This window comes from Spirosoma jeollabukense, assembly GCF_054777855.1.
The window spans coordinates 81,643-104,558 of the sequence record NZ_BAAHAD010000011.1 but is presented as its reverse complement, the minus strand read 5'-3'; the positions used below and the strand labels follow the sequence as shown (position 1 = coordinate 104,558).

General features: G+C 48.2%; 15 protein-coding genes. 5 read left to right on the top strand and 10 right to left on the bottom strand.

Annotated features, from left to right (window positions below):
- The first annotated feature begins 29 nt into the window (after window positions 1-29).
- Complete coding sequence (locus ACYVEA_RS27990; protein WP_461116723.1) at window positions 30-2,858, top strand: M16 family metallopeptidase; 2,829 nt, start codon at window positions 30-32, stop codon at window positions 2,856-2,858.
- A gap of 39 nt (window positions 2,859-2,897) precedes the next feature.
- Here the strand turns inward: ACYVEA_RS27990 and ACYVEA_RS27985 are convergent, their stop codons facing one another.
- The 5 genes from ACYVEA_RS27985 to ACYVEA_RS27965 form a co-directional block, all read right to left on the bottom strand.
- The gene (locus ACYVEA_RS27985) at window positions 2,898-4,298 is read right to left on the bottom strand and encodes an MBL fold metallo-hydrolase (protein ID WP_461116722.1); all 1,401 of its coding nucleotides are present in this window, start codon (window positions 4,296-4,298) and stop codon (window positions 2,898-2,900) included.
- Window positions 4,299-4,354: 56 nt separating this feature from the next.
- On the bottom strand, window positions 4,355-5,152 hold the full coding sequence (locus tag ACYVEA_RS27980) for a sulfite exporter TauE/SafE family protein (RefSeq protein ID WP_461116721.1): 798 nt from the start codon (window positions 5,150-5,152) through the stop codon (window positions 4,355-4,357).
- 110 nt (window positions 5,153-5,262) lie between these two features.
- The gene (locus ACYVEA_RS27975) at window positions 5,263-6,765 is read right to left on the bottom strand and encodes an APC family permease (RefSeq protein ID WP_461116720.1); all 1,503 of its coding nucleotides are present in this window, start codon (window positions 6,763-6,765) and stop codon (window positions 5,263-5,265) included.
- 142 nt (window positions 6,766-6,907) lie between these two features.
- Entirely contained in the window at window positions 6,908-9,988 is a 3,081-nt protein-coding gene (gene secDF / locus ACYVEA_RS27970; RefSeq protein WP_461116719.1) for a protein translocase subunit SecDF, read from the bottom strand.
- Window positions 9,989-10,093: 105 nt separating this feature from the next.
- The gene (locus ACYVEA_RS27965; RefSeq protein ID WP_461116718.1) at window positions 10,094-10,480 is read right to left on the bottom strand and encodes a hypothetical protein; all 387 of its coding nucleotides are present in this window, start codon (window positions 10,478-10,480) and stop codon (window positions 10,094-10,096) included.
- Window positions 10,481-10,723: 243 nt separating this feature from the next.
- On the opposite strand from ACYVEA_RS27965, the gene ACYVEA_RS27960 reads away from it, so the two are divergent.
- Together ACYVEA_RS27960 and nadC are read left to right on the top strand one after the other, a co-directional pair.
- Complete coding sequence (locus ACYVEA_RS27960; RefSeq protein ID WP_461116717.1) at window positions 10,724-11,644, top strand: hypothetical protein; 921 nt, start codon at window positions 10,724-10,726, stop codon at window positions 11,642-11,644.
- A gap of 108 nt (window positions 11,645-11,752) precedes the next feature.
- Window positions 11,753-12,586: a carboxylating nicotinate-nucleotide diphosphorylase gene (nadC, locus tag ACYVEA_RS27955; protein ID WP_461116716.1), complete on the top strand. Its 834-nt coding sequence runs from the start codon at window positions 11,753-11,755 to the stop codon at window positions 12,584-12,586.
- 49 nt (window positions 12,587-12,635) lie between these two features.
- Here the strand turns inward: nadC and ACYVEA_RS27950 are convergent, their stop codons facing one another.
- From ACYVEA_RS27950 to ACYVEA_RS27930, 5 genes are all read right to left on the bottom strand, one after another.
- Complete coding sequence (locus tag ACYVEA_RS27950; protein WP_461116715.1) at window positions 12,636-14,390, bottom strand: amidohydrolase family protein; 1,755 nt, start codon at window positions 14,388-14,390, stop codon at window positions 12,636-12,638.
- 46 nt (window positions 14,391-14,436) lie between these two features.
- On the bottom strand, window positions 14,437-14,796 hold the full coding sequence (locus tag ACYVEA_RS27945) for a hypothetical protein (RefSeq protein ID WP_461116714.1): 360 nt from the start codon (window positions 14,794-14,796) through the stop codon (window positions 14,437-14,439).
- A gap of 213 nt (window positions 14,797-15,009) precedes the next feature.
- Window positions 15,010-15,990 (bottom strand): pyruvate dehydrogenase complex E1 component subunit beta, encoded by a 981-nt coding sequence (locus ACYVEA_RS27940; RefSeq protein ID WP_093825406.1) that lies wholly within the window; start codon window positions 15,988-15,990, stop codon window positions 15,010-15,012.
- A 169-nt stretch (window positions 15,991-16,159) separates the two neighbouring features.
- On the bottom strand, window positions 16,160-18,412 hold the full coding sequence (gene porZ, locus ACYVEA_RS27935; protein WP_461116713.1) for a type IX secretion system anionic LPS delivery protein PorZ: 2,253 nt from the start codon (window positions 18,410-18,412) through the stop codon (window positions 16,160-16,162).
- 64 nt (window positions 18,413-18,476) lie between these two features.
- The gene (locus ACYVEA_RS27930) at window positions 18,477-19,106 is read right to left on the bottom strand and encodes a thymidine kinase (protein ID WP_461116712.1); all 630 of its coding nucleotides are present in this window, start codon (window positions 19,104-19,106) and stop codon (window positions 18,477-18,479) included.
- Window positions 19,107-19,263: 157 nt separating this feature from the next.
- Here ACYVEA_RS27930 and ACYVEA_RS27925 point away from each other — a divergent pair, with 157 nt between their 5' ends.
- Entirely contained in the window at window positions 19,264-20,595 is a 1,332-nt protein-coding gene (locus tag ACYVEA_RS27925; RefSeq protein ID WP_461116711.1) for a hypothetical protein, read from the top strand.
- A 219-nt stretch (window positions 20,596-20,814) separates the two neighbouring features.
- On the top strand, window positions 20,815-22,911 hold the full coding sequence (locus tag ACYVEA_RS27920) for a ComEA family DNA-binding protein (RefSeq protein ID WP_461116710.1): 2,097 nt from the start codon (window positions 20,815-20,817) through the stop codon (window positions 22,909-22,911).
- The last annotated feature ends 5 nt before the right edge of the window (window positions 22,912-22,916 follow it).

The window sequence follows — 22,916 nt, the reverse complement described above, 5'->3', positions numbered from 1 at the left end:
GAAGAACCATAACTAATTCAAACGACCGAATGGTACGTTTTCCTTTATGCCTGAGCCTGTTGCTCAGCGCTACGCTGGTAGTTGCGCAACCCGCGCCCAAACCCAAATCATCAGCTACGTTAAACCTGAATAGCCCCATTCCACTCGATCCTGACGTTAAGGTTGGTAAGCTCCCGAATGGTCTGACGTACTACATTCGTAAAAATGCCGAGCCGAAAAATCGCGCTGAACTTCGGCTGGTCATCCGGGCTGGATCGGTGCTGGAAACCGACAATCAGCAGGGGCTGGCGCACTTCATGGAACACATGGAGTTTAACGGTACCAAGAATTTTCCGAAAAATGAGCTGGTAAACTTTTTACAATCGGCGGGGGTTCGCTTTGGCGCTGATTTGAATGCCTATACGAGTTTCGACGAAACGGTTTATCAATTACCCGTTCCGACCGATTCGGCCGATGTATTTGTTAAGGCGTTCCAGATTCTAGAAGACTGGGCGCATAACGCAACCATCGACCCGGTTGAAGTTGATAAAGAACGAGGTGTTATTCTGGAAGAACGTCGGCTTGGCCGCGGAGCTGGTCAGCGGATGCGGGATCAGTATTTTCCATTGCTACTGAATAATTCGCAGTACTCGAAGCGATTGCCAATTGGCACCGAGCAAGTACTCACTACGTTCAAACCCGAATCATTACGTCAGTTTTATATAGACTGGTATCGTCCTGATCTGATGGCGGTTGTCGCCGTTGGTGATTTCGATATGAAACAGGTGGAAGGCATCATTCGAGAGAAATTCGGTCGGATTCCAGCCGTAAAGTCGCCCAAACCACGTACCGAATACGAAATTCCCGCACATAAGGACACCAAAGTTGTGATCGTGACTGATCCTGAACAGCCGAATACGGTGGTGCAGGTCATTTATAAGCGGCCGGAAATCAAGGAAAAAACGCTAAATGACTTACGGGAAAGCATTAAGCGTGGTCTGTTCAACACCATGCTGGGCAACCGGATTCAGGAGTTGACCCAACAGGCTGATCCGCCATTTTTGGGTGGTTATAGCAACTACAGTGATTTCTTGGGCAATCTTGACGCCTTTACATCTATTGCTGTCGCAAAGGAGGGAAACGTAGAGCGGGCCATTCGGGCCGTACTCAACGAGAACGCCCGTGTGAAACAATTTGGCTTCACACCAACCGAATTGGCCCGTGCCAAGCAGGAATTTCTGACGAACGTGGAGCAGGCCTACAGCGAACGCGACAAAACCCGATCGGCCAATTTTGTGAACGAGTACATTCAGAATTTTACGGACAAATCGCCTTACACAAGCATCGAGTTCTATTATAATTTCCTGAAAAAAGAGCAGGATGGTATCAAACTCGCGGAAGTAAATGCGCTGGTCGATCAATTTATTCACAATGACAACCGGGCCGTTATCGTGATGGCACCCGAAAAAGACAAGGCCAAGCTCCCGACCGTTCCGCAAATTCTCAGTTACGTGGATGACGCTGGCAAGGGACTGACGGCTTACGAAGATAAAACGATTGACAGTCCGTTGCTCGCTAAACAGCCGACCGGCTCGCCAGTGGTAGATGAGAAGCAAATCAAGGATATCGGTGTTACCGAGTGGACGCTGAAAAATGGCGTTCGGATCGTGCTTAAACCCACTACGTTTAAAAACGATCAGATTCTATTTTCGGCCAGCAGTTTTGGTGGTACGTCTCTGTATGAGCTGCCGGATTTTCAGTCGGCGCGGTTTTCGTCTACGTTGACGGCAATGGGTGGCACGGGGGAGTATAATCAGATTCAGTTGGGTAAATTTTTGTCGGGCAAGCAGGTAAGTGTGTTCCCATTTGTGGGTGAGCTAAGCGAAGGCATCAACGGTAGCGCGGCCCCAAAAGACCTGGAAACGGCGCTGCAATTGCTCTACAGCTATTTCACACAGCCGCGCAAAGACCCCGACGTTGTGAAAGGATTCCTGTCAAATCAGCGGAGTGCCTTACAGAACCGGATCAATACGCCTACGCCACAGGGCGTTTTCCAGGATACGGTGACGGTAACGCTTGGTAACAACAATCCCCGTCGGCAGCCGCTCAAACCCGATGATCTGGACAAAATTGACCTCGACCGGGCCCTGAAAATCTATCAGGAGCGTTTCGCCAATGCCGGGGATTTCACGTTCTATTTTGTCGGTAATTTCAAGGAAGATCAACTGAAGCCATTGGTGGAAAAATACCTTGGCGGCTTACCGTCAACAGATAAGAAGGAGAAATTTAAGGATCTTGGAATCCGGATTCCGACTGGCCAAATCAGCAAAACAGTCTATCGGGGTGTTGATCCAAAAGCGTCCGTACAATTGGTTTACAGTGGTGATTTGGTCTGGTCGTCCGAAACCACTACCCAGTTAGATGCGTTGGCTGAAGTGCTCGAAATCAAACTGATTGAAAAGCTCCGGGAAGAGGAAAGTGGTGTCTATGGCGTTGGTGCCAGTGCCGCCTACTCAAAGTATCCCGTGTCGCGTTACACCTTTCGCATCAATTTTGGCTGTGCTCCCGAAAACGTTGAAAAGCTCATTGCCAAAACGCAGGAGTTGATCAATGACCTGAAACAGAAAGGCGCGTTACCCGCTGACATTGCTAAATTTAAAGCCGAAACCAGACGCGAAACAGAAGTGCAGTTGAAAGACAACCAGTTCTGGCTGGGTTATTTACAGAATCAATATTACAATGGCGATGCGCCAGACGAGGTTCTGCACGAGAATGAGCAGTTGGCCAAAGTAACCGTTGATAGCATGAAAGCAGCTGCCAATCAATATCTTGGATCCAATCTGATCCGGCTAGTGCTGATGCCGGAGAGGAAGCAGTAAAATGTCTTTGTTGAGAGTCATTCGTTGAAATACCACCAACTAGTGACTCTCAACGGATGACTCAACCGGTACGTCCGTTTTTTTTATGGCGGCCATCCCGCCTTCTATATTTACTACGTTGTCAAAGCCCCGCGCTTTTAAAATGGAACTGGCGACCATGGATCGGTAACCACCGGCGCAGTGTACGTAAACCGGCTCGTTTCGGCTGATTTCGGCCATGTGGTCGTTGAGATTATCTAACGATAAATTTTCGGCTCCCTCAACATGTTCTCCCAAAAACTCTGTAGGCTTTCGTACATCAACGATTGGACTAGATGGGTTCTGTTTCCAGCGTCTCGCGAATTCTTGTGCCGAAATACTTTCAACCGTATCGATTTCTTTACCTGCTTGCAGCCAGGTTGAAAAGCCTCCATCTAGAAAACCAATGCAATTGTCGTAACCAACGCGCGCCAGTCGCAGAACGGTTTCGCTTTCCTGACCAGCAGGCGTAACAAGGGCAATTGGCTGAGTTAACTCAGGAATTAAAGCGCCAACCCAGGGAGCGAATTGCCCGTTTAAGCCAATATTAATAGCATTTGGTATAAATCCTTTAGCAAAATCAGCGGCATCCCGAACGTCCAGAATCAGTGCATTGGTTTCGTTAACGGCCGTTTCAAACGCATCGGGCGAAAGCGCCTGACTGCCTCGTTGCATAACCCGGTCAATGGGTTCATAGCCTTCTTTGTTGAGTCGGGCATTTTCGGCGAAATAAGTGGGGGCTGCGGTCAGGCCGTCGAGTACTTTCTCAATAAACTCGTCTCTCGATTTAGCCCGCAACGCGTAATTAAATCGTTTCTGATTGCCGAGCGTATCAGTTGTTTCCTTGCTCATGTTCTTGCCACAGGCTGATCCTGCACCATGAGCTGGATAAACAATAACATCGTCGGGCAGCGGTATTATCTTCCTATTGAGGCTGTCGTAGAGCATGCCAGCCAAATCATGTTCGGTCAGGTTACCTTTGATCGCCAGGTCTGGTCGACCTACATCGCCAATAAACAACGTATCCCCCGTGAAAATAGCCCGTTCTTTTCCTGTTTCGTCGATAAGCAGATACGTAGTAGATTCGAGTGTATGGCCAGGTGTATGCAGGACTTTTATCGTTACGTTACCTAAGGCAAATGTTTCGCCGTCCCTGGCATGATAAGCCTCATAGCTTGTGTTTGCATTGGGGCCGTACACAATCGTAGCTCCCGTTTTATTGGCTAAGTCCAGATGCCCTGACACGAAATCAGCGTGAAAATGGGTTTCAAAAACATATTTAATTTTCGCACCAGCTTTTTCTGCCTTTCTGATATAAGGCGATGTTTCGCGAAGCGGGTCAATAATGGCGGCTTCACCATTGCTTTCAATATAATAAGCTCCCTGTGCCAGACAGCCCGTGTATAATTGTTCGATTGTCATACGTAACGCGGGTGGAAACCCGCAGTTTCATCAATAAATTCGGGTTTCCACCCGCGTTACAGCAATTCTCGCAAAATCATGTAACTAGCCACCACTAGTACAAACCAGCCGAATCCTTTTTTCAGGCGGTCGGGGGCAACAAAGCGGGCTAAGTACATGCCGATGAAAATGCCTGCGATGGATAAACCCGTAAAAGGTAGTATAAAATTCCAGTTCAGGTCGGTATGGTGAATGTCACCCAGAAAGCCAACAAATGAATTAACCGCAATAATTAATACCGACGTAGCAACAGCCCGTTGAATGGGCAGTCCCGCCATGAGTACCAACATCGGAACGATCAGGAAGCCACCACCCGCGCCAATAGTGCCCGTAAGCAATCCCACTGCCAGCCCGTCGAGCGCGAGTGAACCGTAGCGTGGCCGCCCGTCTGAGGCTTCACCTTGTTCTGGGCGATCATTCTGAATCATGGCCCGGGCCGCGATAATCATCACAATAGAGAAAAAGTAGAGGATCGCATTGCTTTTTGGAAGCACAAACTGTTCAAACTGAAAAATTGGATCAGGTAAGGCGGGAACCAGAAACCGCCGACTTAAGTAGACTGATATGAATGACGGTAAAGCGAAAACGGCTGTTACGGTTAAGTCAACCCGTTTTTTTAGAATGTGGTTAATGGAGCCAACCAATGATGTTGATCCAACTACAAACAGCGAATAAGTTGTCGCTAATACAGTAGGTATATGGAAGATATAAATAAAAATCGGCACTGTCAGGATTGACCCCCCGCCCCCGGCTAATCCGATAACCAGGCCTACGACAATGCCCGATGCGTACCCAAATAACTCCTGTTCACTCATTACAGAACAAAGCTACACTTCATAGCCGAGATGTTTAATTTATAGATTAATGAAAACGGCCCCCGACAAGTTGCCGGGGGCCGTTTAGAGGTATTTCTCCAGCGCAGAAACTACTCTGGGGGGTTGTTTAAATGGCTATGCTTCCGGCTGTACAGAAAGTAAACGACGAGGCCTAATGCGCACCAAATCACAAATGATATTTTAGTGTCCGTCCGTAAATTATACATCAGATACAAGTTAGCGCAAATACCTAACGTAGCAATAACCGGCAGCGCGGGGGTACGATAAGGACGTTCCAGGTTTGGCTCCCGAACGCGCAATAACCAGACGGCTCCGCAAATCATGGCAAAGGCCAACAACGTACCTGAGCTACACAATTCTGATACTTTATCGATTGGTGTAAGCGAGGCTACTACGGCCACAATTAACCCAACTAGAATTGTACTCTTCCAGGGCGTTTTGAAGGTTGGGTGAATAGACGCAAACAGGTTTTTAGGTAATAGGCCGTCTTTGGCCATACCCAAAAATATACGGGTTTGTCCCAACATCATCACCAGCATAACCGAGGTCAACCCGCCCAGTGCGGCAATCGTTATGATGTATACAGCCCAGGTCAACCCCTTATCGGCAAACGCTTGTGCTACAGGTGCTTTTAAGTCAAGGCTTTTAAAAGGAACCATGCCTGTCAGCACCAGAGAAACCAGAATATAAAGGGTTGTGCAGATAATCAGGGATGCGATAATGGCAAATGGCACGTCTTTTTTCGGGTTGATTGCTTCACCCGCCTGTGTCGATACCGCATCAAAACCGATATAGGCAAAGAACACGATACTGGCGGCTGTTACAATACCCTGAAAACCAGAATGCGGCACTTTTCCCGGTCCTTCGATGACATCGGGAATGAAAGGGTGCCAGTTGGTCGTGTCTACGTAAAAAGCACCCACGACTATCACAAAAATCACTACGGTTACTTTTACAATTACGATAATGTTATTGGTGCTGGCCGCTTCCTTAATGCCTCTAACCAGAATGTATGTCACTACTAATACGATCAAAAAAGCGGGTAGATTGAAGGCAAACGAAAAATCGGGAACAGCCACGCCCGCAGCTCGTAGCGTAGCGGCTTTTTCCTGCGCTGTAACCGGATCATTCATTAACCACAGGGGCGGATCAATATGGAAAAGGTGAAGAAGTTTCTCAAAATAACCAGACCAGCTTACGGCCACGGTTGTTGCCCCCATCATATATTCTAAAATCAAATTCCAGCCAATAAGCCAGGCAAAAATCTCCCCTACGGTGCCATATGAATAAGCGTAGGCAGACCCTTCAACGGGTAAAATAGAGGCAAACTCAGCATAACATAAAGCCGCAAACGTACAGGCCACACCCGCTAATACAAACGATAGAGCTAAGGCTGGGCCTGCCCAATCATGGGCTGCAATACCTGTTAGTACGAAAATTCCACCGCCAATAACAGCGCCTATGCCAAGAGACGTTAGACCCCAGCGGGTTAACACACGTTTGAGTTCACTCTTTTTCATGTCAGCTTCATAGGCCGCCAGGGGCTTTTTGCGCCAGACACTCGTATCAACAGGTTTTAGTTTGGTTTCCATGAAGGGCAATGGAGTTTGGTGATTATGTCGTTTGGGGAAATATTCTTAGGTAAAAACGTTGGGAAAGATACTAAATTCCGGGACATGAACCAGAAAAAGCCGGATAGTTTTCGAACTACCCGGCTTTCCTGAAATCAATATATTAAGACTGCGAAGGGCGAATCAATGGCTTTTTCTCTTTCTTTTCCTTCTTCGCCGTAAACTCTTCGGGCGTAGCAGGCGCTGCACTTGTGAAGTCGGCAGGAATGGCGTCGAAGCCCGTTTTCTTCTCAGCCGCTACGATGCCTGGTGTAATAGCATCTTTCTCCTGATCGCGGCTCAGCGCGTCAACCACGATTGGCGTAGCCACAAACAAGGACGAATACGTACCGACCACAACACCAATGAGCATCGCGAATGAGAACCCGCGGATGGTTTCACCGCCGAAAATGAACAGGACTAATAAGACCAGGATCGTGGAGAAACCAGTTACAGCCGTACGGCTTAACGTACTATTCAGGGCGTTGTTAATGATCGACGCAATGCTTTCTTTCTTGCCTTTGTTTTCGGCGAGGTATTCGCGTACCCGGTCAAATACGACGACGGTATCGTTCATGGAGTAACCCATGATCGTTAGCAGGGCACCCACAAAAGCCTGGTCAACGTCGAGCGAGAAGGGCAGGAACCCGTTGAAGATCGAGAAGATAGCCAGAATGATAAGCACATCGTGGAACATGGCTACAACGGCTCCATATCCAAAGGCCAACTTCTTGAAGCGGATGAGAATATAGACGAATACCACCGCAACTGCCAGCAGAATAGACCATAAGGCAGATGTCAACAAATCGTATGCGATCGTTGGGCCGACTTTCTGTGAACTCTCAATTTTGGCCGGATTACCTTTAATGCTGCTTAAACCCTGATAAACAGCGGCTTCGGCTTTCTTATCGGCCCCCTGCGAATTGTCATCAACCAGATAGGGCGTCGTTACTTTCACCTGATTGGCTCCAATACCGGTACCACCGTAGGTTTTCACCTCGGGTGATCCACCCAGCACAGTTTCCAGCGAATTACGAACGTCTTCGGTACTAACCGCTTTTTCGAAACGAATCACATACGAGCGACCGCCTTTGAAGTCAACACCCAGCCCAAATCCACGGAAAATAGCGGAGATAATACCCAGCCCAATGATGACCGACGAAACCGTATAGTACAGTTTCCGACGCGATACGAAATCGAAGTCAGAATCTTTGAATAGATTTTTAGCCCAGGATGAGCTAAAGCTCAGCGTTTTACCATTGCGGATATAATACTCCAGCAGGATGCGGGTGATGAAAATAGCTGCGAACAACGATGTCAGAATACCGATAATCAGCGTTGTCGCAAATCCCAGAATCAATCCTGTTCCGAAGATAAACAGTACGATACCCGTCAGGAACGTAGTTACGTTTGAGTCGATAATCGAAGACAAAGCGTTCTGGAATCCATCGGTAACGGCTTGCTTAAATCCTTTACCCAGCGCCAGCTCTTCTTTGATACGTTCGAAAATCAGTACGTTCGCATCAACGGCCATACCAATAGAGAGTACGATACCGGCAATACCTGGCATCGTCAATACCGCTCCCAGCGATGCCATGACGCCCATCAAAAAGAACAGGTTAACCAGCAGCGCAATATCGGCAATGAAGCCAGCGCGGTTGTAGTAGAATACCACAAAAGCTAACACCAATAAGATACCGATAATCGATGAAAGTACACCGGCACTTACGGCTTCTGAACCTAACGTAGCACCCACAACACTTTCTTCAACGATGTTGGTTGGAGCTGGCAGTTTACCTGCTTTCAGTACGTTGGCCATATCTTTGGTTTCTTCTACAGTGAAGTTACCCGAGATGCTCGACCGGCCGTTTGGAATTTCGTTCTGTACGTTTGGGGCTGTGTAAACAAGGTTATCCAGCAAAATAGCCACCGGACGGCCTACATTGGCCGCTGTCAGATTTTTCCATTTACGCGCCCCTTCCGGGTTCATGTTCATCGTTACTTCCGGACGGCCACGGTCATCGTAGTCATTAGCGGCATCCGTGATCACGTCACCTTCGAGTGGCGCACGGCCACCAGCTTTTTTCAGGAAGTAGAGCGGCAGGATTTCTTTGCCATCCGTTGCTTTGAACGTCTTGCGATCCCAGGCAAACACGGCATCAGTTGGGAACAGGCTACGCACTTCGGTCGCGTTCAAAACGGCGTTAGCACGGGCTGTATCTTTCAGATAGACACCCAACTGATCCTGACCAACAGGAATAAACAACTGGGTTAGCGCTGTACCTTGTGCTGCGGCAGCAGCCGTATCGCTTTTCGAAGTCGAATCTTTCTTAGCACCCTGGGCCAGTTGTGATTCCAGGCTAGACGTACCTTTGGTGGCTGAGCCAGTCGTTGGTGTGGTCGTTTTTAAAGCAGCTTTGCGAGCGGCTTCTTCGCGCAGCAAATAAGCACCCATGCCTTCGATGGCAGGAGCCAGCTCGTTCAGGCGATACACTTCCGTAAACTCAAGTTTAGCGGCACCAGTCAACAGGCGACGGATACGCTCAGGATTATCGACACCCGGCAATTCAATTTGAATCCGGCCCGAGCCTGGCAGCCGTTGAATGTTTGGATTGGCTACCCCAAATTTATCGACACGCGCCTGAATGATCTGGAAGGCACGAGTCGTAGCCCCATTCACTTCATCATTCAGCAATTTCCGTACTTCGGTATCTGACGATTGAAAGTTGATTTTGCTACGGTTGGCACTGGTGGCAAAGATGGTTGCCAGCTTGGTGTCTGGAGCGATCTTGCTAAACGCACTGGCAAACAGATCGACAAAGCTCGTGTTGCTCGTTTTCTGATCTTCAGACGCCTGTTTGAGCGCCTGATTGAATTTTGGATCGCGGTTGTTTCCCGACAAACTACGGAGAATATCAACGGGAGATACTTCCAGCACTACGTGCATACCGCCCTGAAGATCAAGACCAAGACCGAGTTCGCGCTCGGTTACTTCCTGTAATGTGCTCCCCAGATAGACGGGCTCTTTCCAGAGTGAATCTAGGTAATGCTGTTTCTTGTTACGGTCAACCTGGCCTTGCTTGTTGGTCGCGTAGGTCTCAGCGGCATTTTTGAAGTTCCTTGAGACGAACGTAAATGACAGGAAGTATAGACAGATAACTGTCAGTACACCCGTCAGAATGAGTATTCCGGTTCTGTTTTGCATGAACGTAGCCTGAACATGGCTGTTCGGGCATCTGAAATGAATTAATGAAAATTAAGAGAAAAACTAAAACACCGTTGGGCAGAGCGAACTGATCTCTGCGCTACGTTAAGGGGCATTTGTGGCTATATGATGCCCGAAAACATGCCTGAAGTAAGAGAAATAAAAATGCGGGAGGGTAAAATGCCGGAGCAGAGTAACGCTCAACAGCAGTAAAATGACAAGCGTCGGTGCGGGGAGCATAAACGCTGTCTGACCTGATTCGCCTAGTTGAACCGCAGGCGTTACAACGGCTTCAAACTGAGCCGCGCTAAGTTGAGCATCTTTCGCATTCGGATCGATCGCTTTCCCGGATTTTGCCTGCTCTGTTGCCAGTTTTTTAGCAACCAACGCTTTCTCTTGCGCTACGTTGCTGTTTCCCCACACGGCCGTAAACAGGAGCAATGTAGCCAGTAACAGGCTTGAAAGACGTTGTATGATGCGTGCTTGCTTCATAAGTTTCCTTAGCGGATGACAAATTTCGCATCATTTTCGATAGAATGCAAATGGAATTTATAGGCCCGGTTCTCAACGGGTTAGGTATAGATGTAGTAGAGGGTCGAACTAGCCATAGTGGATTAAAACAGGTCATAGTTTAATTAAAACTAATTGCCGATAGTCTTTAGTTGATTACAATCCCGTTATATGTTGACACAGGTTCCCGTATTCCCAACTCAGCTATGTAATACGACCCTACTTATGAGAACGATCTTCAGTACTTTGACTTGCTGGTTTGTTATGTCGGCATCCGTACTGGCTCAGCACACCATAGGTTTCACGAATGGTCATACCGGGAAAGCGAGTGCTGTCTTATTCAAGGCAAAGACGGTCCTGATTAAAAGTTTCGACACTATTCAGGCTCCCCTTCAGGAAGTGCCTAAAACCAGTATTGAGCAGATCACAATGGCAGATGGCACCGTGTTAAGTTCCGCAGCCATCGCATTACGTCAGTCTCCTGCCGATCAGGTAGCCTTATTTGTCAGCCAGGAAGCTAACCGGGTTGCCAACGATGATGGGTCTCCTCGGCCGATTCCTTACGAATGGTCGAATTTCCTGCATAAATCTATTACGTTAGTGAGCGTCAGACACGATCAGAAAAATACGGTGCTCACATTTGTACGCCGGAATACTGGCTTGTCCACATTTATCATAAGCTCGGCTACCTACTTATACGATCGCCAGGATGTTCGTCAGGCATTTCGAATTATAAATGCCGGTAAATTTGATCTGGATGTGCCCATTACGATGCCTACCGGTGTCGATTCAATGCAAATTGCCCTGTATTTCGAACGGGTAACTCCCGGTCTGGAAGAAGTCAATTTCAAAAGCATGCCTGTTGCGGCTGGTGCACTAGGTGGCCCAGTAGGCGGGTATCTGATCATTGGACTTTCCATGAATAATCCAGCTGTTGCTGACGGAAGGGAAGAGTCGTCGGCATTGGTAAAACCCTTTGGCTCTACCAAACTAAACTGTGTTACCTGCGGTGGCGTGGGGACGGTACGCTGCCCGAACTGCGCAGGGGAGGGGACTGTCACGAGTACAACCCATATTCCAGTCGTCCACCATAATGCGACAGACTACCGGCTTACAAGTCAGCGTATACTCTGCCCGGTTTGTTGAGGGAGCTGTAATTATCTTTGTCCCAATCGACCTAACCATCCTGAAGTACCCTAATGGCTTTTGGCGCTTAATTGGGAGCGTCGCTAAAAAATTTCCTACTTTCGTTCTATGAACCTACATGAGTTTATTCAGTTAGCCTTAGCCGAAGATGTCGGTGATGGCGACCATACATCACTCTCCACCATTCCAGCCGATGCCCAGAAACGGGCTCGACTCTTAGTTAAAGAAACGGGTATTCTGGCCGGTGTTGAAGTTGCTCAGGCCATTTTTGCCGAAGTTGATCCGACGTTTGTCGTTGATGTGATGATGCACGATGGAGCCAGTATCAACCCCGGCGACGTAGTACTGACCGTTAGCGGAAACGCTCGCAACATTCTGACCGCCGAGCGACTGGTGCTGAACTGTATGCAGCGTATGAGTGGTATTGCGACGCACACACGGGAGCTGGTCAATCTGTTGGAAGGCACCCGTGCAAAATTGCTGGATACGCGTAAAACCACGCCAAATTTTCGGATTTGTGAAAAGATGGCTACTAAGATTGGTGGTGCTGTGAATCACCGATTCGGGCTATACGATCAGATTCTGATCAAAGACAATCACGTAGATTATGCAGGCGGCATTGAAGCGGCAATTACCAAAGCTGTTACGTATCTGAAAGAAACCGGCCGGACGCTACGTATCGAAATTGAGACGCGCAACCGGGCTGAAGTGGAAGAGGTGCTACGTGTAGGACAGGTGGATATAATTCTGTTAGACAACTTCCTGCCCGATGGCATTCGTGATATGGTGCGGCTCATTAATGGCCGGTTTGTGACCGAAGCTTCGGGTGGCATCGACGAAACCAACCTGCGAGCCTATGCCGAAACCGGTGTCGATTTTATTTCATCGGGCGCTTTAACGCATCAGATCAAGAGCCTGGATCTGAGCCTGAAGGCATACTGACAAAATACTGACAGCACGGATCGGCTACTTGAGCCGATCCGTGAATTTATCACCTGGTGAAGTATACTTTCTTAATCTTCCCATCCTCAATCTTATAAATCGCCACGGCGTTTGCTGGCTCTTTGTCTGAAGCGAACGTAACGCTTTCGTGATCGATCACGGTGCTGCCAACCACGATCCGATTGACAAGCTCGCAGTGCAGAAGTGGCGTCTTGTCAAACATACTGCTGTACCGCTTGCGCATTGCTTCTTTACCTTTATACTGAAGCTTATCCGGAAAGTTGTAAACCTCTACGTCCTCTGCGTAGGGCTCCAGAAAAGCGTCGATATTGCGGGCATTATATCCATTGAGTTGCTGTTGCGCCAGATTTTCGGGTGAGTTAGGCAGTAGCTTCGCTGGGTTGGTTACATACCCCCGATTGATAACAGTTTCGATGTTCATCAAGGCGTCAATAGTTTCCAGAGGGTTCTGTGTCAATATCAATACATTGGCTAGCTTGCCTTCTATCAGGCTACCAAACTGACCTTCTTTGCCAAAAATTCTGGCCCCGTTGATCGTTGCGGCTTTTAATAAATCCGCGGTTGAGAGACCTGCCGTCTGCATGGCTTTTAACTCATCAATGAAGGACGTAGCATGAAAGGTGCCGGGATTACCGGCATCCGTTCCAGCCACTACGTTGATACCTGCATTCCAGACTTTTATTAGGTTAGCCCGCTTAATGGAATCCCGCTTAACCAAACGTAGCTGATAGGCGGAACTACTGAGTAAGTCGGTATATCGTTTGCGGATTTCCGGTTCGGGTAAGTGTTTGAAGTCAAACAGAGTTCCTGCTACGTAGGGGTTAGCCTTGGCAAATTCGTAGGGAGTCAGCTTTCGACTGTCGCCGAAGAACCCCGTTATTCCCCGGTTGACGATCATGGTTGGGCCATAACTTACTTTGTTTTTCTGCATCAAACCAATGAGTTCATCATCAATGACGCCGTCTTCCGGGCTATGAACCAGAAAGTCGGCCCCGTATTTCACTCCTAGTTTAGCCGCAAGCAACTCCTGCGTGTGTATGGCTAGCTTGAGCCCGTTTTTGTGCGTTTCGTCGATGGCCGCCTGCACAACGGGAATCATTTCTTCCCCAGACTTGCCCATGCCCCGAATTATGAACCAAACCTTAATAAAGTCAGGCTTATAGACTAGTTGCCGACGTACCATTTCGCGGGCTTCCTCGGGTGTGTTGGCTTTAAGTATGGGCGAATCATCAACTTTAAATGCTTCAGGCTGATAGGTTGAAATGAGCGGCCCGGTCATCAAAATCTGTGGGCTGGTGTAAACCTTGTTAAAACGGTCGCGGTAGGGAAACTGGTAAAGCGGTCCGCCGATGTCAATTACGGTCGTAATTCCGCAAGCCAAATACCGACGTAGCAAATCACCCATATTATCGCGTAGCCATTTGCGCTCGATTTCATAAGGTCGGTATTTCGTCAGGTTGACGCCATCGGGTCGGGTATAAATGCTACCGGACTGAAACAAGTGAATATGACTGTCAATCAGGCCGGGCAGTAGCCATTTCCCTTTAGCATTAATGACCGTTGCTCCATCGGGTAATTTCAGATTCTTGCCAATTTTCCTAATCGTCTCATTTTCAATCAACATACTTATGTTTTCGCGCACTTTGCCCGTTTCAACGTCAATTAAGTTGCCATCTACCAATACAATTGGTCGTTTGGATAGACTAGTGCTGTCTGCCGTACTTGGTTGGCTATAGACGATCGTGCTTCCGAGTAGTAATAGAAGGAATAGAGCGTGTTTCATCGTAGTTGATTGTATTAACAAGCTTGAGATGGAAAATATGACAGCACTATTTCGCGGGATTCTCATCAATGCCTAATCGTGGTAAGGCTGGGTTCAGAATTCTGGGTACGATTTTAATCCGGAATACCCGCATACCCGCTACGTCAAAATCACAACCGTAAAATCCCCGCTGCTTAATCCCGCGATATACCGCCGTATAATTTACCTTGGGCGGCCAGTTATTTGTGGCCAGCTCAACGGTAATAGCATCTACCGCCTTGCGAAGGTTTGAAAAAAAAATGACTGTCGGCTCACGCTGACGTAGCGCAGTCAAAGAGCCAATATATTGAAGTGTCACTTCATAAATTACCCGGCTGGATAAACGAATTTTGGGCTCTTTGGGGCCTCTTTCGGGCGAATTCATCATGTGTTGTAATAATACGAAAAATTATACGTCTATTTTTCAACCCATAAACTATTTTACGGGAATGGCGGTTTTACTTATAATTATGCAAATCAACGCCCGACTGTTTGAACAGTCGGGCGTTTTTGTTGTGGTTCACGAGTATGGCAAACATTAAAAAAAGCGTCGGCCAGCTAGACCAACGCTTTTTGATTTTACTCTAAAACAAAACTTGCCTTACTTTTTATACATCACGGCTTCTACGGCCTGCAACGTACGTTTCACGTTCGGCAGAATAGCTTCGATGAGCGTGGGCGCATAGGGCAGTGGTAAATCCAGGCTGTTGACCCGAATAACCGGCGAGTCCAGATAGTCGAACGCATTACGTTGAATATTGTACGTCAACTCCGACGAGATGGCTGCCAGCGGCCAGGCTTCTTCGACAATAACGCACCGGTTCGTTTTCTTTACGGAACTAATAATTGTTGCATAATCGATCGGACGAACCGAACGCAGGTCAATTACTTCCGCCGAAACACCATTTTTGGCTAACTCATCAGCCGCAGCCAAAGCCACTTTCATAATTTTACCAAAGGAGACAATCGTTACGTCGTTGCCTTCCCGAACGACTTTAGCCTGCCCGATAGGAATCAGATATTCTTCTTCTGGCACCTGGCCTTTATCGCCATACATCAACTCCGATTCCATGAAGATGACGGGGTCATTATCGCGGATGCAGGACTTGAGTAAGCCTTTGGCGTCATAAGGATTCGATGGAACAACAACCTTCAAACCTGACGTATTGGCAAACCAGTTTTCGAAGTTTTGCGAGTGTTGCGAAGACAACATACCGGCATTACCTGTTGGTCCCCGGAATACGATCGGGCAGGAGTACTGACCCCCCGACATCGACATGACTTTAGCGGCCGAATTGATGACCTGATCAATCGCGACGAGCGAAAAGTTGAACGTCATGAACTCAATAATAGGCCGTAGTCCGTTGATGGCTGAACCAACACCAATACCAGCAAAACCCAGTTCGGCGATGGGCGTATCAATTACCCGCTCCGGTCCAAATTCGTCCAGCATTCCCTGACTAACCTTATAGGCTCCGTTGTATTCGGCGACTTCTTCGCCCATCAGATAGACTTTCGGGTCCCGGCGCATTTCTTCCGTCATGGCCTCCCGCAGGGCTTCGCGGAACTGTATTTCTCTCATACTGAGTGTATTGATTTCGTTTTATGGCCTGTCAACTAATACACATTAGCTGCTGGCATTGGCTAAAAATCTGGCCAAAATTAGGCAAAATGGCCTGATTCATCAAATCATCTTTACTGGCTTTTTCTTCATCTGCCGTAATGATCATAGAAGGTGTAATTTTAACGATCTACCGCACTACGGCCAGTTTCCCGGCTAAACTCTCCGTGCCATCGGACGTAACGACAACGACCAAGTAAACGCCTGTCTGTGCCTGTCGATTCCGATAGTCGCGCAAATTCCAGGCAGCGGTACCGCCCTGCGATCGGGTTTCGTAGACCAACTGGCCCCCGGCGTCCAGAATTTTTACCGTTGCGTTTTCCGTCAGACCGTTGATGCCAACCGTCCCGGTGAAATCGGGACGTACCGGATTCGGGAAAATAGTCAGTTTCTTGAGTGTGTCGGCTGGTTCGGTGGCCAGGCCTTGATAAGAGATAAGTCCGTTAGGTTGACCCACAGGTCCGGTTTGAATAAATACCTTGCCGCTGACGGGCTCGATGGCTACCGCTTGAATCAAATTGTTTGGTAATGGGCTATTATCCGATGTGAACGTATTCAGCAGCTGAGAACCGTCGGCTGCTACGTGATAAATACCGGTTTGCGTGCCAATCCACTTCCGATTGCCGCCATCTACGGCAATGGCCGTGATCACTTCATTTGCCAGCAACCGCCGTCGATTAACCAACGGCGGTTGGGCGTCAATAAGCCCATCGAAGACACCCGCTGGATCATCGAACACGGTTGGACCAAGGTCAGTACCAACCCAAATAGCTCCAGTTCGATCTTTAGATAACGTTCGAACACTATTTGTTAATAAGCCACCTTGTCCAGTAAGGGTACTTAAAAAACGGCTCCGATTCGTTTGGGGGTCGAATACAAACAGGCCGCTTCCAAGATCCAGGCGAATCCATAAAAAACCGTAATCATCGGGCACAATCTGGATTATATTAATCTGACTGACTGACGGAAACGACTGAAACTGGCCATCAGGACGGCGGACGTGCAACGTAGCTTGTGTCGTCGTTATTCGACCCGTTGCTATCCACAAATTTCCCTCGGCGTCGCTGGCAAGGCTGGTGATATAGGGACTGATCGTGGCGGGTAACGGGACCAGCGTTGCAGGCTGCGCTTCAGTCTGGCTCCATAGCCCGCTGCCAAAACTGCCCAGATAAAGTCGCTGGTCGGCGGGCAAATATGCTGCCGAGTTAAAACTACTGGATAAGCCATTAATTAACGTGTTGGCCCAGCGACCATTCGGAACAGAAAGTACATTAACGGGTGGTTGATTTACGGAGAACAACGTATCGTTTCGTGGTCCGGCAGGAAGTGCCACGACCGTTTGTGGGTACGTATAAAGTTGAGCGAACAAGTCCCGCGTTGGGCCTTCGGGTGCAATTCGCTGAAATGTGCCGGCATTACCCGCCAGTAGCCCGTTTGTCGTATCGGCAACCCACACGCGATTTTCATCGGCAATCACTTCTCTCGGATTGGTCAACAAGGCGCCGGTAAAAGTGCCGGAGCCAGGTAACGTAACGGCTTTGTCGGTAGCCAGAAGTAAGCTAGTTGTGGCCGGAAATTGTCGAATAATGTCATTGGGTAACGACTGCGTTAAAATCCACTTACTACTTTGTCGTTCATAAACACCCAGCTTACTAAGCGTTGCCGACAACCGGCCCTGGTTTGTAGTAATCGACTCAATTGACAACCCCGGTGTATCAATTTGCTTCCAGTTAGCCGGGTCGGCAATGTTTACACCCGCTGCGAAGCGTATGGCTCGGATTCGGCGTCCGGTTTCTTTCGGATTTACGGCGGCCGTCAGCGCATATAAGCTGTCGGCCGTAGCAACTGTCTGTATAATCGGTAGGGGAACACCATCAGATCGCAGGCTGAAATAGGTATCGCGGACTTCGTTTTTTAAGACATCCAGCACGATCAGGCCAAAATTGGTGCTGAGGTAGGCATTACTGCCAATGCGGTTAATATGATTGATCGTTCGAGAGGCTGGTAAGTTGGCTGTTGTGACGATGATATTCACGTTCAGTACCGTTTCGGGTTCGCCTGTGTCGGATACCGTCAGAAAATCAATATTTCCGTTTCGATACGTGATGAGTAACCGTTTCTGATCGGCAAGATAAAGTAACCGGCTGATGCCTACATCACTTAGCCCCGTCGTTTTACCTAACGTAGTGGTTTCGTTTGTGCTTTTGTTGTAATAAAAAAGCCCATTTTGAGTAGCCGTATAAATTTTATTCGCTACAACTGCCACCGACTGCCCCGACTGATAACTAACGTGAGACTGCCAGGTGCCAATTTGGGCCAATGACGAATGATGAATGATGAATGATAAATGATAAATCAATAATAAACGCCAGAGTTTAGGCATGGATTTAGAAATCCACGATTGATTTAGCATTGCTTTTTCTTTAATATTCATCATTCATCATTCATCATTCATCATTCATAACGTCTTCATAAGCCCACTCCTTCCGGCCGGCATCGTTGCCAAGGTTGAAACAACGCCGACAGCGGGCTTCGTAGCTGTCCGTTTCGCCCAACAGTACACGATCCTTTGAGGGCACAAGCCGATAAGAGTAGTGGGCAATGTCGCCACAAACCACACAAATGGCATGCACTTTTGTTACGTATTCGGCAATGCTCATTAACTGGGGCATACAGCCAAAGGGTTTTCCTGAGAAGTCCATATCCAGCCCTGCCACAATAACGCGTTTCCCCTGATTCGCCAGTATGTTGCAGACATCAGCAATTTCTTTATCAAAAAACTGAGCTTCGTCAATACCAACCACATCGCAATTACCCGCCAGGGCTGGAATCTCGGCCGCCGTTTTTACGGGTAGCGAATGGATCGAGTTTGCCGAGTGCGACACGATATTTTCTTCGTGATAACGCGTATCCAATGCAGGCTTGAAGATTCGAACGTTTAATTTGGCGATCCGGGCACGCGTGAGCCTACGGATCAGTTCTTCGGTTTTGCCGGAGAACATCGAGCCGCAGATTACTTCGATCCAGCCTGTGCGGAGATGGGGCGGTTCGCGTCGACGAGTGGGTTCAATAAACATGGAGAATTGGTCGTTTTAAAGGCCGGTAACTTGTTTTAAAACGAATAAACCGACTTTGCCGTGAAAGGCTTGCTAATCGGTCGTAAATTGCCTTTTTGATCAGATAGCAGGTTTGCGACCGAAAACGTTACAGTATACAAAACAAAGGCTTTTCCTAATGTCGAACAAGTTCAACGCCAACGCCCTTACCGAATATAGCAAGTCGTATGCCCGTCGGGTAGCTACCGATTTTTATCAGAAACATGCTGCCATCAATGGGCAGCAAATTCTGTCCTTGACGCCCATTAGCCAGATTAATATGTTCGTCCTCAGTAGTTTGTCTGATAAATGGCAGGCTGATGCAGCAAAGTTTCGTAGCCCTTATTTCGACTTTACGGATGCCGATGTGCAGGAAGCTCTACAAAATTTCATGAACGTAGTATCGCAACATATTTGTGTTCGACGCGAACATCTTGAACCGTTGCTTGCCGATGCCACGCGTCGCACGATCATTATGATTTTCGATCCCAGAGCTTACTTCGACGAAATTCTACGTAGCCAGCCTGAGTTTACGCTTACGGCCGCAGCGCTGAAAAATATTACACGCTATACAAAAATTAACCAATTCATTCCCGCCCATATTACCCAACGTATCAAAGACAAGCCTTTTGTGTATGCAAATCAGGCAATTGGCTATCTGGATGAAGCCCTTACGCAACGTGGCCATGAACTTGAGCATTACGACAAATTTGTAACCTTATTCTCGGAAAAACTACCAATGGACGTATCGGCTTTGCTACGTAGTCATGTGCCTGATGTCATTCCAAATGCGCCATCACGGTCATTTTTCGATACGGCTACTGAATCGACTGTTCCACCTGCTCCACTGGTTGCAACGGAAGTTAATCCATCTACTGATGCAGTACAGGAAAAGGCCGCCACAACTGTTGCGCCAGCCATTCCACCCCAGCCTGTGCCAGCCAGTGTAGAGGAAATAAAAGAATCGTTGAAAGAGATTTCGGCTCATCCAACTCCGGTAGACGATTCAGAAGTAAGCGGGCCGATGTTTCTTCAGGGCGGTTCTGGTCCTGAGCCGGTTGCCCCCATTAGTCAACCGTCGCAATTACAAACCGGTGCTATTACGCAGCCTGCTACGTCTGAACCGGCGCAGCCCATTGTCCCGGCGGCTACAGCACCGACGCTGAATGATACAATTCGGGATGCCGCCCCCGCTGAACCTGCTAACTCAATTGCCGAAACGTTTCATCGCGCGCCCATCGAGAGCATTGCCCGGAGCATTTCGCTGAATCAGAAATTCAGGTTTATCAACCAGTTGTTCAATGGGAATGCGAATGAATATAACCAGGCAATCCAGGAAATAGACACACTGAATAATTACGGGCAGGCACTCGATCTAATTTCTGACCAGTATGCCTCGCAGTACATTTGGGATATGAAGAGTGACGAGGTAAGTGAACTAGTCGAAATTCTGAAACGTCGATTCTCGTAAACCAGACAACATTCCGTTGATCCGAACCACGGCATTAGGTTGTTCATGCATTTTTAGACAAGCGGGCATGTAGCTTTTCTCGTTAGTGTATCTTTTTGGAAGAACGTTCGTCTTAGGAAGGCCATAATATCCTGATAAAGACATTCGCAACGTCCTTTTCAACCGATTGGAATCTTCAGGAAGGTTGGGCGTATTCTCAACACTTGAACGAAGAGAATTTTGCGAACGGTTTACCTGCTCACGGTTGCTGGATGGCTAGCTGCTTTTCCGGCTTTTGCCCAAACGAGTTTGCCTTCTCGTGGCGACGCTAACCGATCGGCTGATATAAGTCGATATTTACAGGACCTGTTTCCTGTGCAGACTGAGGGGATTGATTATCAGTCCGTTTATGATGCATTAACCCAGCTTTATGTAAACCCGCTTGATCTTAATGTCGCCACGCGTGATGAACTGGAGTCCCTTTATCTTCTTTCTGAACGTCAATTAAGTAGTCTGACAGCCTATCGAGCCGAATACGGTGATTTGTTGTCGATTTATGAACTTCAGGCTATTCCCGACTTCGATTTGCCTACCATTCGGCGGCTACTGCCGTTTGTTACAGTAGCCGGAAATCCGGGTCTGTTTGGTGCCTTGGCTACCCCAACTAATAACTACCTTATCGTTCGATACGAACAGGTTTTAGAACAGCAAAAAGGTTTTTCGGCGGCTATTCCCGATAAAAAAGATAATCTCCCGACACGGTATTTAGGAAATTCGGGCCAACTATATGTTCGGTATCGTTACAGTAGACCCCGTTCGTTCAGCATTGGCTTAACGATGGAAAAAGACCCCGGAGAACAAATCGTCTGGCAACCGTTAGCCCATCGTTATGGGGCTGATTACATTTCTTTCCACGCGCAAGTGCAGAATCGGGGGCGGTGGCGTAACATCTTGCTGGGCGATTATCAGTTCCAAATTGGACAGGGATTGGTGTTATCGGCTGGTTTCGTACTAGGCAAAAGTGCCGAAACTGTTCAGACTGTTCGGCGGCCAACGATTGGCGCCCGGCCCTATACTTCGCTGACCGAATACGGTTACTTTCGAGGAGCAACGGCTACCTATGCTATACGACCAACCCTGGATTTGACCCTGCTGGCCGCCCGCAACCGGCGCGATGCGAACACCGCCGTTGATAGCCTTGCTGGGCAAACCATTGCTACGTCGCTACAAACGTCGGGATTGCACCGCACCTTGTCCGAAATAGCGGATCAGGGTAGCCTGCTTGAGACGAATCTGGGCGTACATCTACTCTATCATAACCGCCGTCAAGTTCAACTTGGCCTGACGGTCTTGTATACAACCTTCGATACGTTTTTCCGAAAACGGGATCTACCTTATAATCAGTATGAGTTTACAGGTAAGCAAAATCTGGTTGTTGGTCTGCATGGTGGCTACATCTGGCGAAACTGGAATTTATTTGGTGAAGTCGCTCGAAGTACGGGATCTGTAACCAATTCGGGCGGATTGGGCGCGGTGGTCGGTACATTAGCCAGCCTAACCAAGAAGCTTGATTTAGCGCTCGTGCTACGTCATTATGACCGGAACTTTCATAGTTTCTACAGCAATGGCTTCAGCGAAGGGAGCCGGACGATCAACGAATCAGGTGCGTATGCCGGGTTGAAGTATACGATTTATCGCAAACTGACATTGGGCGGTTTTATTGATTATTATCGGTTTCCATGGTTGAAATATTTAGTGGATGCCCCATCGGACGGCTTCGATTATCTGCTGCAAGCCCGATATACCCCCAATCGGCAAACGGCGTTTTATGCGGTATATCATGAAGAGCACAAACAGAAAAATTTAACAATCGAAAAGACAAAAGACGTTGTTGGCACAACGCGCCGGAATTATGCGCTTAATGCTGAGTATAGTATAAGACGCGACTTTTCGATGCGGTCGCGTGTGCAGTGGGGTAGTTTTACGTATGCAGGTCAGGCTTCGTCACGTGGATTCGCCTTGGTGCAGGATGCCACGTTGGACTATCGGCGGTTGAGTTTGAGTGGCCGGGTCGCTTTGTTCAATACGGATAATTATGACAGTCGACAGTACGTATATGAGCGTGACGTACTCTACGCGTTTTCGTTTCCAGCTTATTTTGATCGGGGCATCCGCCACTATTTCTTAGTGCAGTACAGCCTAAATCGTCATATAGATGTATGGGTACGTTGGGCCCGAACGGATCTAACGAATAAGGATACTGTTGGCTCCGACCTCGACCAGGTTAATGCTGCCCATAAAACAGAAGTGAAAGTCCAGGCTCGCTGGCGGTTTTAAGATAG

What these genes read in the sequence shown, in the direction of transcription:
- ACYVEA_RS27990 (WP_461116723.1), top strand. Translation starts at nt 30, where the DNA reads ATGGTACGTTTTCCTTTATGCCTGAGCCTGTTGCTCAGCGCTACGCTG.
- ACYVEA_RS27985 (WP_461116722.1), bottom strand. Translation starts at nt 4,298, where the DNA reads ATGACAATCGAACAATTATACACGGGCTGTCTGGCACAGGGAGCTTAT.
- ACYVEA_RS27980 (WP_461116721.1), bottom strand. Translation starts at nt 5,152, where the DNA reads ATGAGTGAACAGGAGTTATTTGGGTACGCATCGGGCATTGTCGTAGGC.
- ACYVEA_RS27975 (WP_461116720.1), bottom strand. Translation starts at nt 6,765, where the DNA reads ATGGAAACCAAACTAAAACCTGTTGATACGAGTGTCTGGCGCAAAAAG.
- secDF (WP_461116719.1), bottom strand. Translation starts at nt 9,988, where the DNA reads ATGCAAAACAGAACCGGAATACTCATTCTGACGGGTGTACTGACAGTT.
- ACYVEA_RS27965 (WP_461116718.1), bottom strand. Translation starts at nt 10,480, where the DNA reads ATGAAGCAAGCACGCATCATACAACGTCTTTCAAGCCTGTTACTGGCT.
- ACYVEA_RS27960 (WP_461116717.1), top strand. Translation starts at nt 10,724, where the DNA reads ATGAGAACGATCTTCAGTACTTTGACTTGCTGGTTTGTTATGTCGGCA.
- nadC (WP_461116716.1), top strand. Translation starts at nt 11,753, where the DNA reads ATGAACCTACATGAGTTTATTCAGTTAGCCTTAGCCGAAGATGTCGGT.
- ACYVEA_RS27950 (WP_461116715.1), bottom strand. Translation starts at nt 14,390, where the DNA reads ATGAAACACGCTCTATTCCTTCTATTACTACTCGGAAGCACGATCGTC.
- ACYVEA_RS27945 (WP_461116714.1), bottom strand. Translation starts at nt 14,796, where the DNA reads ATGATGAATTCGCCCGAAAGAGGCCCCAAAGAGCCCAAAATTCGTTTA.
- ACYVEA_RS27940 (WP_093825406.1), bottom strand. Translation starts at nt 15,990, where the DNA reads ATGAGAGAAATACAGTTCCGCGAAGCCCTGCGGGAGGCCATGACGGAA.
- porZ (WP_461116713.1), bottom strand. Translation starts at nt 18,412, where the DNA reads ATGCCTAAACTCTGGCGTTTATTATTGATTTATCATTTATCATTCATC.
- ACYVEA_RS27930 (WP_461116712.1), bottom strand. Translation starts at nt 19,106, where the DNA reads ATGTTTATTGAACCCACTCGTCGACGCGAACCGCCCCATCTCCGCACA.
- ACYVEA_RS27925 (WP_461116711.1), top strand. Translation starts at nt 19,264, where the DNA reads ATGTCGAACAAGTTCAACGCCAACGCCCTTACCGAATATAGCAAGTCG.